12 protein-coding genes are annotated in these 12,996 nt (G+C 70.2%); 10 read left to right on the top strand and 2 right to left on the bottom strand.

What is annotated here, in order from left to right; genetic code table 11:
• Positions 1–26 precede the first annotated feature (26 nt).
• Positions 27–1,352 (top strand): M20/M25/M40 family metallo-hydrolase, encoded by a 1,326-nt coding sequence (locus AB8M85_RS13200; protein ID WP_372699290.1) that lies wholly within the window; start codon positions 27–29, stop codon positions 1,350–1,352.
• A gap of 23 nt (positions 1,353–1,375) precedes the next feature.
• Positions 1,376–2,533, top strand: coding sequence for an acyl-CoA dehydrogenase family protein (locus AB8M85_RS13195; RefSeq protein ID WP_372699289.1), 1,158 nt, complete (start codon positions 1,376–1,378; stop codon positions 2,531–2,533).
• Between the two features lie 137 nt (positions 2,534–2,670).
• On the opposite strand, the gene AB8M85_RS13190 is transcribed toward AB8M85_RS13195, so the two are convergent.
• The gene (locus tag AB8M85_RS13190; RefSeq protein ID WP_372699288.1) at positions 2,671–2,916 is read right to left on the bottom strand and encodes a DUF5703 family protein; all 246 of its coding nucleotides are present in this window, start codon (positions 2,914–2,916) and stop codon (positions 2,671–2,673) included.
• 41 nt (positions 2,917–2,957) lie between these two features.
• Here AB8M85_RS13190 and AB8M85_RS13185 point away from each other — a divergent pair, with 41 nt between their 5' ends.
• The 3 genes from AB8M85_RS13185 (at position 2,958) to mshC (ending at position 5,416) form a co-directional block, all read left to right on the top strand.
• Positions 2,958–3,221, top strand: a complete 264-nt coding sequence (locus AB8M85_RS13185; protein WP_372699287.1) for a hypothetical protein — start codon at positions 2,958–2,960, stop codon at positions 3,219–3,221.
• 72 nt (positions 3,222–3,293) lie between these two features.
• Entirely contained in the window at positions 3,294–4,118 is an 825-nt protein-coding gene (locus AB8M85_RS13180) for an undecaprenyl-diphosphate phosphatase (protein WP_372699286.1), read from the top strand.
• A 38-nt stretch (positions 4,119–4,156) separates the two neighbouring features.
• Positions 4,157–5,416 carry a cysteine--1-D-myo-inosityl 2-amino-2-deoxy-alpha-D-glucopyranoside ligase gene (gene mshC, locus AB8M85_RS13175; RefSeq protein WP_372699285.1) on the top strand — a complete coding sequence of 420 codons (1,260 nt, stop codon included), beginning with the start codon at positions 4,157–4,159 and terminating at the stop codon, positions 5,414–5,416.
• A 41-nt stretch (positions 5,417–5,457) separates the two neighbouring features.
• On the opposite strand, the gene AB8M85_RS13170 is transcribed toward mshC, so the two are convergent.
• Positions 5,458–6,318, bottom strand: a complete 861-nt coding sequence (locus tag AB8M85_RS13170; protein ID WP_372699326.1) for a PAC2 family protein — start codon at positions 6,316–6,318, stop codon at positions 5,458–5,460.
• A 99-nt stretch (positions 6,319–6,417) separates the two neighbouring features.
• On the opposite strand from AB8M85_RS13170, the gene AB8M85_RS13165 reads away from it, so the two are divergent.
• From AB8M85_RS13165 to dop, 5 genes are all read left to right on the top strand, one after another.
• Positions 6,418–7,149 (top strand): HAD family hydrolase, encoded by a 732-nt coding sequence (locus AB8M85_RS13165; protein WP_372699284.1) that lies wholly within the window; start codon positions 6,418–6,420, stop codon positions 7,147–7,149.
• A complete protein-coding gene (locus AB8M85_RS13160; protein WP_372699283.1) occupies positions 7,146–8,324 on the top strand; it encodes a site-2 protease family protein in 1,179 nt (392 codons plus the stop codon). Before AB8M85_RS13165 ends, AB8M85_RS13160 begins: the two co-directional genes overlap by 4 nt.
• Positions 8,325–8,359: 35 nt before the next feature.
• A complete protein-coding gene (locus tag AB8M85_RS13155) occupies positions 8,360–9,454 on the top strand; it encodes a tRNA (adenine-N1)-methyltransferase (RefSeq protein WP_372699325.1) in 1,095 nt (364 codons plus the stop codon).
• A 99-nt stretch (positions 9,455–9,553) separates the two neighbouring features.
• Positions 9,554–11,329, top strand: a complete 1,776-nt coding sequence (gene arc, locus AB8M85_RS13150) for a proteasome ATPase (RefSeq protein ID WP_372699282.1) — start codon at positions 9,554–9,556, stop codon at positions 11,327–11,329.
• Entirely contained in the window at positions 11,326–12,948 is a 1,623-nt protein-coding gene (dop, locus tag AB8M85_RS13145) for a depupylase/deamidase Dop (protein ID WP_372699281.1), read from the top strand. Before arc ends, dop begins: the two co-directional genes overlap by 4 nt.
• Positions 12,949–12,996: the final 48 nt, after the last annotated feature.

Genomic DNA, 12,996 nt, shown 5'->3' with positions numbered 1-12,996 from the left:
TCCCGAACAACCCGGAAGGTCAGGTCATGACGGAGCGAGGAAAGCCCGGTGCCGCCACCACGGCAGCCGACGAAGTCGAGGAGATCTGCCGCACGCTGATCCGCTTCGACACCAGCAACTTCGGCGGCAATGACGCCCGCCCCGAACGTCCCGCCGCCGAGTACGCGGCCGGGTTGATGTCCGAGGGCGGGCTCGAGCCCAAGATCTACGAATCGTCCCCGGGACGCGCCAGCGTCGTGGCCCGCATGGCCGGCGAGGATTCCTCCCTGCCGGCCCTCGTGGTCCACGGGCACCTCGACGTCGTCCCGGCCCAGGCCGGGGACTGGAGCGTCGACCCGTTCGCCGCCGACGTCAAGGACGGCATGATCTGGGGCCGCGGCGCAGTGGACATGAAGGACATGGACGCCATGATCCTGGCCGTCCAGCGGCAAATGCATCGGGACGGTGTCCAACCGAAACGCGATATCGTCTTCGCCTACTTCGCCGACGAGGAGGCCGGGGGCACCTACGGCGCCCGGTGGATGGTGGACAACCACCCCGAGGTGTTCGAGGGGGCCGGGGAGGCCATCAGCGAGGTCGGCGGCTTCTCCTCCACTGTCGGGGGGCGCCGCGCCTACTTCCTGCAGACCGCCGAGAAGGGGCTGCACTGGCTGACGCTGCACGCCGGCGGACGGGCCGGGCACGGATCGCAGATCAACGACGAGAACGCCATCACCCGGCTGGCCGGGGCGGTCTCGCGCATCGGCGACTACGAATGGCCGATCGAATACACCAAGACCACGCGTGCCCTGCTGGAAGGCGTCGCCGAACTGACCGGCATCGAATTCGACGAGGAGGATCCCAGCGCCCTGCTCGACGCCCTGGGCAACGTCTCCCGATTCGTCGGCGCGACGTTGCAGAACACCTCGAACCCGACGTCGCTGAAGTCCGGCTACAAGCACAACGTCATCCCCGGGGCAGCCGAGGCCTTCCTGGACTGCCGCACCCTGCCCGGCCGCGACGAACTGCTCAAGGAGACCCTGCGCGAACTCGCCGGCGCCGGCGTCGACTTCTCCACCGTCCACGAGGACACCTCCCTGGAAGTCCCGTTCTCCGGCGGCCTGGTCGACAACATGGTCGCCTCCATCGAGGCGGAGGACCCCGGATCGGTCGTGCTGCCCTACATGCTCTCGGGTGGCACCGACAACAAGTCGCTCTCCCGGCTGGGCATCACCGGCTACGGGTTCGCACCCCTGCGACTGCCCGACGAGCTGGACTTCACCGGCATGTTCCACGGCGTCGACGAACGCGTCCCGGTCGATGCCCTGCAGTTCGGCACGCGAGTGCTCTCCCGGCTGCTGACCACGTACTGACCATCCGGAAGGCGGGACACCCCATGGACGCCATCCGCGCGATCCTCACTGACGAACTGCTCGGACGCATCCGCTCCCGGGCCCCCGGCTACGACGCCGAAAACACCTTCTGCACGGAGGACCTCGCCGAACTGCGCCAGGCCGGCTACCTCACCGCCATGGTCCCCATCGACCGCGGCGGCCTGGGGTGGGGCCTGGAACGCACGACGGCGGCACAGCGCCTGCTCGCTGCCCATGCCCCGGCGACGGCGCTTGCGGTGAACATGCACCTGGTCTGGTCCGCCGTCGCCCAGCTGCTGGCGGCGCGCGGGGACCACCGGCTGGACTTCGTCACCGACTGGATCGCCGCCGGGGAGACCCTTGCGTTCGGGATCTCCGAGGCCGGCAACGACTCGGTGCTCTTCGACTCGGCCACCCGTGCCGATCGCTCGCCCGAGGGCGGCTACGACTTTACCGGGATGAAGATCTTCACCTCGCTGGCCCCAGCCTGGACCAAGCTCGGGGTCTTCGGCAAGGAGGGCGAGGGCGAGTCGGCCCGGCTCGTTCACGGGTTCATCGACCGCGGCGATCCCGGGGTCGAGACGATCGAGAATTGGGACACCCTGGGCATGCGGGCCTCCCAGTCCCACTCGACACGGCTCGAAGGCGCTCACGCGGACGCCGCTACAATCCACAGCCGCCTGCCGGTGGGCCCGAATGCCGATCCGCTGGTGTTCGGCATCTTCGCCGCGTTCCTGTCGCTGACCGCCTCCGTCTACGTCGGCCTGGCCGAGCGGGGCATGGAGCTGGCCGCGGAGAAACCTGCGAAGCGCACCTCCCTGAAGGACGGCGGCCGGGCTTTGGCCCAGGACCCCGACATCCGCTGGCAGGTCGCCGATGCAGGACTCGAGATGTTGCGCCTAGACGCCCAGCTGCGGATGACCACCCGCGACCTGGACGACGTCGTGGACCACGGTGCCTCCTGGTTCCCGCGGCTGGTGGCCCTGCGCACCCACGCCGGGGAGACGGCCCGACGGACCGTCCAGCTGGCCCTGCAGGTCTCCGGCGGCGGCCAGTACTTCCGCGGCAGCGAACTCGAGCGGCTCTACCGCGACGCGCTGGCCAGCCTCTACCACCCCTCGGACGCGGAGTCGGCGCATTCGACGGTCGCCAGCTGGCTGCTGGGCCCGCCCACGGACTGAGACCGCACGGCGCGAAGATGGCCCGGCCCGGCGACGCGCGGAACGCCGAGCCGCCGGACCGGGTTTCCGGCGCAAGAGCAGTCGGCGGCGGGACCGGTGCACCGTCGTCGTGCCCCGGGGGCAGGGGGAGCAGCCGCTCAGGAGGAGTAGACGTCCAGGGTGCTGGCCACGCGCATCACGCGCCGGCGCATCCAATACCGGCGGACACCACCGAAATACAGGCGCGTGGTGCGCAGTTCCCATTTGCCGTACTCGGCATGCTCGGTGAGCTCGCGCCGGGCATCGGCGATCGACTGGCCCGGACGGACCGTCAGGACCAGGTACTCGAAGCCGCCGGCGGGGTCGGTGTACTTCTGGGCGGGGGCTGGTGAATTCTTCATCATGTGGTATCCATTCTGCTCGCTCTGCGGGTAACGTCTAGACCATGAGCACAGATCCGCGTGTTGCCCTGCAGGCCCTGGTGGCCTCGCTCGAAGAACATCTCTCCGCGGTGTCCTCGCGCCGGGGCGAGGACGACCCGGCCGTCGAAAGCGCGGTCTTCCGGCTGATCGACGCGTTCGAGGAGTACGAGGACGCCCTCTACGACACCTTCGGCGAAGTGACCCCGTTGGATGTCTACGACGACGACGAGGACGACGAGGGCGACGGGGACGGCGACTACGCGGAGGACGCCGACCTCCGCGGCTGAGGCCACGCCGCGACGTGCGGCACACACCACAATGTGGGCCCGGGGCACCGTAGGTGAAGTAGTGTCTCACTCGTGAATTGGTTTGAAGCGGCCTTTTTGGGCCTGATCCAGGGTTTGACCGAGTTCCTCCCCATTTCCTCCAGCGCACACCTGCGCATCGTGGGGGAATTCCTGCCCAACGCAGCCGATCCCGGCGCGGCCTTCACCGCCATCACGCAATTGGGGACCGAGACCGCCGTCGTCCTCTTCTTCTGGCGCGATATCGTGCGCATCATCGGCGCCTGGTTCCGTGCGATCACGGGCAAGATCCCGCACAGCGACCCCGACGCTCGCATGGGCTGGCTGATCATCATCGGCTCGCTGCCCATCGGCATCCTGGGGCTGCTCTTCCAGGACCAGATCGAAACGACCTTCCGCTCGTTGTGGCTCGTGGCCACGATGCTGGTGGTCTTCGGCATCTTCCTGGCCATCGCCGACCACTACGGCAAGCAGCGGCGGGAACTGGGCGAGCTGACCGTCAAGCACGGCATCTACTTCGGCCTGGCCCAGGCGCTGGCCCTGATCCCCGGGGTCTCGCGCTCCGGCGGCACCATCACCGGAGGCCTGCTGATGGGCTACACCCGCGAAGCCGCGGCCCGGTACTCCTTCCTGCTGGCCATCCCCGCCGTCTTCGCCTCGGGGCTGTACCAGGCGGTCAAGAGCGTCGGGGAGCCCAGCGTCTACACCGGCGGGCAGACCCTCGTGGCGACCGTGGTGGCGTTCGCGGTCGGCTTCGTCATCGTCGGCTGGTTCCTGAAATTCGTCTCCAGCCACAGCTACAGTGTGTTCGTGTGGTACCGGATCGCCCTGGGTCTGGTCCTGTTCGTCCTGCTGGGCTTCAACGTCATCAACGCCTAGCACCACCCGCTCCACCGCCCCCGAAAGGCCGATACTCCTTGCACGCATGGTCCGCGCCCAGCATCCCCTCGATCCCGGGCACCCCGCCGCCCCTGCGGATCCACGACTCCTCGACCCGGGAACTGGCCACCCCGGTGACCCGGGGGCAGGCCAGCCTCTACGTCTGCGGGATCACCCCCTACGACGCCACGCACATGGGCCACGCCGCCACCTACGTCGCGTTCGACCTGCTCAACCGCTTCTGGCGTGATGCCGGGTTGGAGGTCGACTACGTGCAGAACGTCACCGACGTCGACGACCCGCTGCTCGAGCGGGCGAACGCCACCGGGGTGGACTGGAGGGACCTGGCCGAAGGCCAAACCGACCTGTTCCGCGGGGACATGGAGGCGCTGAACGTCATCCCGCCGGAACACTATGTGGGCGCCGTCGAATCGGTGTCCTGGATCGTCCCGGTCGTCGAGGCGCTGCTCGACTCCGGGGTGGCCTACCGGGTTCCCGGGACCGAGGGGGAGCCCGACGGCGACGTCTACTTCGACTCCGAGGCCGCCGCCTCCGATGTCTGGCAGCTGGGGAGCGTCAGCGGCTACGACCGCGAGACGATGGCCGGGTACTTCGCCGAACGCGGCGGCGACCCGGATCGGCCCGGGAAGAAGAACGCCCTGGACCCGCTGCTGTGGCGGGTCCGCCGCGCGGGCGAGCCCTTCTGGGACGGCGCCTGCCTCGGGGAGGGGCGTCCCGGCTGGCACATCGAGTGCTCGGTCATTGCCCGGCGCTTCCTGCCCGCGCCCTTCACCGTCCAGGGCGGGGGATCGGATCTGGTCTTCCCGCACCACGAGTTCTCCGCCGGGCACGCCACCGCCTCCGACGGCAAGCCGCTGGCCGAGCACTACGTCCACACCGGCATGGTCGGCCTGGACGGGGAGAAGATGAGCAAGTCGCTGGGCAACCTGGTGCTGGTGTCCAAGCTGCGCGCCGCAGGGGAGGACCCGATGGCCGTGCGTGCGGTCCTGGTCGGCCAGCACTACCGCTCGGATTGGCAGTGGACGCCCGCACTGCTCGAACAGGCCACCGCCCGCCTGGCCGCCTGGCGCCGGCAGGCAGCGGCCACGACGCGGGACCGCGCGATCGACCTGGTCACGCAGCTGCGCCGGCACCTGGCCGACGACCTCGATTCCCCCGGCGCACTGGCGGTGCTCGACGATTGGGCGGGGGAGGCACCGGCCCCCGACCGTACCGGCGAGGGGGAACAACTCGTCCTCGACGCCTTGGATGCCCTGCTGGGCCTGAAACTGCGCTAGCCGGCCGGGACCGGGCGGGCCGCGCCGTCCGGACAGCCCGGTTAGCCGTCGGTGCCGCCGTCGCGGCGCTTGAGGTAGCGCTCGAATTCGCGGGCGATCGATTCGCCGCTCGCCTCCGGCAGCTCCGTGGCGTCCTGGGCCTGCTCCAGCTGCTGGACGTAGGCGGCGACCTCGGGATCCTCGGCCGCCAGTTCGTTGACCCCGCGCTGCCAGGCCTCGGCCTCCTCGGTCAGGGCCGTGAGGTCGAACGGCGTGCGCAGGATCTCCTCCACTTGCCGCAGCAGCGACAGCGTCGCCTTGGGGGAGGGGGAATGCCCCACATAGTGCGGGACGGCGGCCCAGATCGAGACGGTGGGCAACCCCGCGGAGTCGGCGGTTTCGGCCAGGACCCCCAGGATCCCGGTGGGCCCCTCGTAGGTGGCCCGGTCCGCCCCCAGCAGGGTCCGCAACGTCTCGTCCTCGCTGGAGGTGCTCGCCGGCAGCGGCCGGGTATGCGGGACGTCGGCCAGCAGGGCCCCGACCAGGACCACCGCCTTCACGTTCTGCAGTTCGGCCTGGGTGAGCAGCTCGGCGGTGAACGCCTGCCACCGGTAGGTCGGTTCGGTCCCGCGCACCAGCAGCAGGTCGACCCCGGTATCGGGCAGCGGGGCCCGGAACATGCGGGTGCTGGGCCACCGGATCGTGCGCTTGCCCGCCGCATTGCGGCGCACCGAGGGGCGGGAGAACTGGTAGTCGTAGTAGTCGTCCTCGGACAGCTGGCCGACGTTCTTGGCCTCGAAGGTCCGGGCCAGGAAGCGCAGCGCGTCACTGGCGGCCTCACCGGCGTCGTTCCAGCCCTCGAAGGCGACCACCATGATGGTGGGCCGCCTGCCGGTCCCGGGGTGCGCCTGGGCCGCGATCAGCTCGGGGAGCGAGCCGCGCGTGTCGTTGTCCTCTGCCACGCTCTCACCCTAACGCGAACGCTGGCGGTGGCAACGCCTGCGTCCACGTAGAATTGAGGAATGAGCGCCTTCCCCACCCACGCCCTGCCCAGGACGAATGCCTACGACGCCCATGCCGGCCTGCAAGCCGTCCTCTGGGACATGGATGGGACGATCGTGGACACCGAGCCGTACTGGATCGCCGCCGAAAAGGAGCTGGTGGCCAGCCACGGCGGACACTGGAGCGACGAGGACGCGCACCGCCTGGTCGGCCAGGCCCTGCCGACCAGCGCCGCCGTGTTGCGCGAGGCAGGGGTCGACCTCGAGATCCGCGAGATCATCGACGAGTTGACCGCCCGGGTCGTGGCCGGCCTGCGAACCCGCACCACCTTCCGGCCCGGGGCCCGGGAACTGCTGGCGGACCTGCGCGAACACGGGGTGCCGTGCGCTCTGGTCACCATGTCCGAGGGGCCGCTGGCCCACCTGGTGGCCGAGGCCCTGCCGGAGGGCACCTTCGAGTTCCTGGTCACCGGGGACATGGTGTCCGCCGGCAAGCCGGACCCGGCCCCCTACCACCTGGCCTTCGAGACGATGGCCGGCCTCGTCGGCGGACTCGAACGCCACCGGGTCGTCGCGATCGAGGACTCGGTGCCCGGCGTCCGGTCCGCCGTCGCCAGCGGCACCCCCACCATCGCCGTCCCGCACTACTCCCAGTTGCCTGCGGACGGGCAGTGGACCGTCTGGCCCACGCTCGAGGGAACCACCGCCGACCAGCTGGATGGATTCGTGCTCGCCGGCGGAGCCGCCCGGTGAGCGGACCCGCACAGCCGACCGGCACCGGCGCCCACCCCGCATCGGCCGAGGGGCAGGACCACGAGCGCCGGCCGGGCATCCCGCTGGGGCGCATCGGCGGCGTCCCCGTCTACCTGGCCTGGTCCTGGTTCCTCATCGCGGCCCTGATCCTGCTCGTCTTCACGCCCAACGTGATGCGGGCGCTGCCCGGCATCGGCCTGGCCGCCTACGCCGTGTCCTTCGCCTACGCGATCTTGCTGGCCCTGTCGATCCTGGTCCACGAACTCGCCCACGCCCTCTGCGCCAAGTCCTTCGGCTGGCCCAACGCCCACATCGTGCTGACGCTGTGGGGCGGACACACGCAGTTCGGCAGTTTCCACGCCACGCCCGGCAAGTCGCTGCTGGTGGCCCTGTCCGGGCCCGCCGCGAACTTCGCCCTGGCCGGGCTGGGCTACGTCGCCGTACTGGCGCTGGAACCGACCGGGGTCACCGGCCTGCTGATGAACATCCTGGTGTGGGCCAACTTCCTGGTCGCACTGTTCAACGTGCTGCCGGGCCTGCCCCTGGACGGAGGCCGGCTCGTCGAATCGGCGGTCTGGTCCGCCACGGGCTCGCAGGAAAAGGGCACCGTCGCCGCCGGCTGGGCCGGGCGGCTGATCGTCATCGCCATCGCGGTCTACATCGTGCTCATCCCGCTGCTCAACCGCGAGCCGATTGACCTGCAGCTGACCGTGGTCGCGCTGCTGCTCTGCGGCTTTTTGTGGATGGGCGCCAGCCAGGCGATCTCGGACGCACGGATGCGCCTGCGCCTGCCGCGCATCGCCGCCGGTGAGCTCATGGAACCGGCCAGTGCCCTGCCGGCGTCCGCCGTCGTCGTCGACATCGACCGGCGGATGGCCCAACTGCCCGGCCACGTCCTGCTGTGCGCCCCGACCGGGCTACCCGAGGCCGTCGTGGACCGCGCCTCCCTCGCCGCCGTCCCGCCCGCCTTGCGCCGCACCACCGCCGCCGGGACCGTGGCCCGGGCACTGGCCCCCGGCGCCATCGTGCGGGCCAGCCGTTCGGGACGCGACTTGGTGACCTACCTGGCCGGCCTGGACGGCAGCGAATACGCCGTCGTCGACGACACCGGCCGGCTCGTGGGCCTGCTGATGCAGGACACCGTCGTGACGGCCATCACCGGCAAGAAGGCCTGACCATGACCCACGCAGCCAACGGAACGAGCCCCAGCATGCCCGAAACCCCCTCCCAGCCCGCCGCTCCGCACGGCGCCTCCCACCGCCGCGGCCCCTTCGCCCCCGGCGACCGGGTCCAGCTCACCGACGAGAAGCGCCGGATGAACACCGTCACCCTGACCCCCGGCGGGCAGTTCCACACCCACCGCGGCGTGCTGGACCACGACGCGCTGATCGGCCAGCCCGAAGGCATCGTCATCGAGAACTCCGAGGGCCGGCGCTACCAGGCCCTGCGCCCGCTGCTGAAGGACTTCGTGCTCTCCATGCCGCGCGGCGCCGCGGTCGTCTATCCCAAGGACGCCGCCCAGATCGTCACCATGGGCGACATCTACCCGGGTGCGCGCGTGCTGGAAGCCGGCGTCGGATCCGGCGCCCTGTCGATCTCCCTGCTGCGCGCCGTCGGCGACGCCGGCTACCTGCACAGCATCGAACGCCGCGCGGAGTTCGCCGACATCGCCCGCGGCAACGTCGAGACGATCTTCGGCGGACCGCACCCCGCCTGGAACATCAGCATCGGCGACTTCCAGGACCAGGCCACCGCCACCGAGGAACCCGGCTCCATCGACCGGGTGGTCCTCGACATGCTCGCCCCCTGGGAATGCGTCGACGCCGTCGCCACCGTCCTGGCCCCCGGCGGCGTCTGGGTCAACTACGTCGCCACCGTCACCCAGCTCTCCCGCACTGCCGAGGCCATCCGCGCGGACGGCCGGTTCACCGAACCCGAATCGTGGGAGTCCATGGTCCGCGGCTGGCACCTCGATGGCCTGGCCGTGCGCCCGGACCACCGCATGGTCGCCCACACCGGGTTCCTGCTCACCACCCGCCGCCTGGCCGACGGCGCCGCCGGGATCCCCGGGCAGAAACGCGTCAAGAACACCGAATTCGCCGCCGAGGACCTCAACGCCTGGACCAGGGAGCACGACGATGAGGCCTGGAACGCGGAGAACCTGGGCGAACGCGGGGTCTCGGACCGCAAACTGCGCCGCGCCGCGAAGGACGCGAAATCCATCAAGCAGCGCGGGGCCTTCCGCGACGAGAACGGCAACGGCCTGGACCCCGACGACTTCCCGGAGCCCGACACCACGCAGTAGCCCCCGGGGCCGTTAACGATTCGACGCCATGGCACCACAGGTGGCTACGATGAAGACAACGGCCCCCACGGGGGCACACGGCGAGAGAAGGGTGCCCCCATGCCGGAGAACTCCACCCCGGTCCCCGGGCCCGGGGACCCGCAGCGCGAGCAGCGGCTGCAGAACCAGCTCGACATCGCCGAGCGGCAACTCAACGTCCTGCGCGACAAGGCACGGAACCTCGACCGCCAACTCGGCACGGCCACGGCCAACAACGGGCGGCTGAGCGCCATGCTCGAACGCACCCGCGAGCAGATCGTGACGCTCAAGGCCGCGCTCGACCAGGACGGGGACACCCCGTTCACCTTCGGGACGATCGTCGGGCTCAACGCCCGCACGCACCCGTCCGCGGGAACCGCGATCGCCTCCACCGCAGTGCAAAGTGCCGACATCATCCAGGGCGGGCGCAAGCTGCGGGTGGCCATCAGCCCGCTGCTGAACTTCGAGGCACTCCAGTTGGGCCAGGAGGTCCTGCTCAACGAATCCCTGGCCATCGTCGCCGGACTCGGGTTCGAGGCCTCCGGCGAACTGGTCTCCGTCAAGGAGGTCATGGACGACGGCCGCGTCCTGGCCGTCGGGCGCGCCGACGACCAGAAGGTCATCCGCCTGGCCGGGCCGCTGCTGCGCGAGAAGGTCAGGGTGGGCGACTCGCTGGCCATCGACCCGCGCACCGGGCTGGCCACCGAACGGGTCCACCTCTCCGAGATGCAGTCCCTGATCCTGGAGGAGGTCCCGAACATCTCCTACGCCGACATCGGCGGCCTCGGCCCGCAGATCGAGCAGATCCGCGACGCCGTCGAACTGCCGTTCCTGCACCAGGACCTCTACCGCGAACACGGCCTGAAGGCCCCCAAGGGCATCCTGCTCTACGGGCCGCCGGGCTGCGGCAAGACGCTCATCGCCAAGGCGGTCGCCCACTCGCTGTCCGAACGCACCGCCGAACTGCGCGGCGGGGAGAGCGCACGGAGCTATTTCCTGAACATCAAGGGCCCGGAGCTGCTGGACAAGTACGTGGGGGAGACCGAACGCCACATCCGGCTGATCTTCGCACGGGCCCGGGAAAAGGCGGCCGGCGGGAACCCCGTCGTCGTGTTCTTCGACGAGATGGACTCGCTGTTCCGCACCCGCGGCACCGGCGTCTCCTCCGACGTCGAGACCACGATCGTGCCCCAGCTGCTCTCGGAGATCGACGGGGTGGAGAAGCTGGACAACGTCATCATCATCGGCGCCTCCAACCGCGAGGACATGATCGACCCGGCGATCCTGCGCCCGGGTCGGCTGGACGTGAAGATCAAGGTGCTGCGCCCCGATGCCGAGGGGGCGGCCGAGATCTTCGCCAAGTACCTGACCACCGACCTGCCGATCCACGCGGCCGACCTGGCCGAGCACGGCGGCAACGCGGAGGCGGCGGTGCAGGCGATGATCCGGCAGACGGTGGAGGCCATGTACGCCACCGACAAGGAGAACGAGTTCCTCGAGGTCACCTACGCCAACGGGGAAACCGAGACCCTCTACTTCAAGGACTTCAACTCCGGGGCGGTGATCCGCAATGTCGTGGACCGCGCCAAGAAATCGGCCATCAAGGAGCTGCTGACCTCCGGGGAACGGGGCCTGCGGATCGAGCACCTGCTGCGCGGGGTCGTCGAGGAGTTCCACGAGCACGAGGACATGCCCAACACCACCAACCCCGACGACTGGGCGCGGATCTCGGGCAAGAAGGGCGAACGGATCACCTACATCCGCACCATCGTGCAGGACAAGGCCAGCGCCGCCAGCGGCCGCAGCCTGGAGCACGAGCCGGGCCCGGGATACTCCAACACGGGCCAGTACCTGTGAGCGTGCGCCGCGTCGTCGGCCTCGAGACCGAGTTCGGGGTCCTGGCCCCCAGCCAACCTGGGGCCAACTCCACGATCCTCTCCGCCCAGGTCATCAACGCCTACGCGGCCACCGTGCGCACCGGCTATGGGCACCTGGCCGGTACCCGCTGGGACTACGCCGACGAGGCCCCGCTGGCCGACGCCCGCGGCTGGAACATGCCCCGCGCCGTGGCCGACGCCTCGCAGCTGACCGACGCCCCGCGTGAACTCACCGCCGAGGAGATCGCCCTGGCCGGCGGCGACACGCGGGCGGGTGAGACCCTCTACGCGGAGGAGGACGCCGGGGGCCACGTGCTGATGAACATGGTGCTGGGCAACGGCGCCCGGCTCTACGTCGACCACGCCCACCCGGAGTACTCCTCCCCGGAGACCACCGGCCCCCACGCCGCCGTGCTCTACGACCAGGCCGGGGACCAGGTGGCGCTGGCCGCCCAACGCCGGATTGCCGAATCCCCGGGATTCGCCGAGGTGCTGCTCTACAAGAACAACACCGACAACAAGGGCGTTAGCTACGGCGCCCACGAGAACTACTTGATGCCGCGCACGACCGCCTTCGACGACATCGCCGCCGGATTGCTCCCGTTCTTCGCCTCCCGGCAGGTCCTGTGCGGGTCCGGCCGGGTCGGCCTGGGCATGACGGGCACGACGGCGGGCTTCCAGATCAGCCAACGCGCCGACTTCTTCGAAGCCGAGGTCGGACTGGAGACCACCATCCGCCGGCCCCTCGTGAACACCCGCGACGAACCCCACGCCACCTGGGAGACGTACCGGCGCCTGCACGTCATTGCCGGCGACGCGAACCTCGGCCAGGTCTCCACCCTGCTGCGGGTCGGGACCACCGCCCTGGTGCTCACGCTCATCGAGGCCGGCGCGGCGCCGCCGCTGGAATTGCGCGACGCGGTCGCCGCCGTGCAGCAGATCAGCCACGATCCCACCCTGCGCACCACGGTCGAGCTGGCCGACGGCCGGTGGATGACCGCGCTGGAGATCCAGCAGGCCTACCTCGACGCCGCCCGCGCCCACTGCGAACGTATCGGGGCCGAGGATCCGCAGACCACCGACGTGCTCACGCGCTGGCAGGACACCCTGGACACACTGGCCAGGGACGTCTCCTCGGCCAAGGCGACGGTGGACTGGGTGGCGAAGCTGGAGCTGATGAACCGCTACCGCGACCGCGACGGGCTCGCATGGGATGACCACCGGCTGGCGATGATGGACCTGCAATGGGCGGACATCCGCCCCGAGAAGGGCCTGTACCACCGGTTGGCCTCACGCGGGTTGATGGAAACGCTGTTCACCGCCGAGCAGATCCAGGCCGCGGTGTCCGAACCGCCCGAGGACACCCGAGCCTACTTCCGCGGGCGCTGCCTGACCGCCTACCCCGACGACGTGCTGGGGGCGAGCTGGGACGTGGTCACCTTCAGCGTGCCCGGCCGGCCCGGTACGCAGCGCATCGCCACCCCCGAGCCGCTGCGCGGCACCCGCGAACTGGTCGGCCCGCTGTTCGACGCCGGGCTGGAGGTCGGCGCCTTCGTCGACGAGCTGCGCCGCGGTGGGCCCCCGCGAACCGGCCGGTGACCAGCGCCGAAGACGTGACAAGATAGAGGAACCGGCGATCATTCGCCC

It is taken from the genome of Arthrobacter sp. JSM 101049 (assembly GCF_041679245.1).
In the GTDB taxonomy this organism is placed as follows: Bacteria; Actinomycetota; Actinomycetes; order Actinomycetales; family Micrococcaceae; genus Arthrobacter_H.
Note: the sequence above shows the minus strand (reverse complement) of the source record. Positions and strands in the feature narration are given on the sequence as shown.

Bases quoted from the DNA above. Each gene is read 5' to 3' on its own strand.
- AB8M85_RS13200 (WP_372699290.1), top strand. From the start codon at position 27: ATGACGGAGCGAGGAAAGCCCGGTGCCGCCACCACGGCAGCCGACGAA.
- AB8M85_RS13195 (WP_372699289.1), top strand. From the start codon at position 1,376: ATGGACGCCATCCGCGCGATCCTCACTGACGAACTGCTCGGACGCATC.
- AB8M85_RS13190 (WP_372699288.1), bottom strand. From the start codon at position 2,916: ATGATGAAGAATTCACCAGCCCCCGCCCAGAAGTACACCGACCCCGCC.
- AB8M85_RS13185 (WP_372699287.1), top strand. From the start codon at position 2,958: ATGAGCACAGATCCGCGTGTTGCCCTGCAGGCCCTGGTGGCCTCGCTC.
- AB8M85_RS13165 (WP_372699284.1), top strand. From the start codon at position 6,418: ATGAGCGCCTTCCCCACCCACGCCCTGCCCAGGACGAATGCCTACGAC.
- AB8M85_RS13155 (WP_372699325.1), top strand. From the start codon at position 8,360: ATGCCCGAAACCCCCTCCCAGCCCGCCGCTCCGCACGGCGCCTCCCAC.
- arc (WP_372699282.1), top strand. From the start codon at position 9,554: ATGCCGGAGAACTCCACCCCGGTCCCCGGGCCCGGGGACCCGCAGCGC.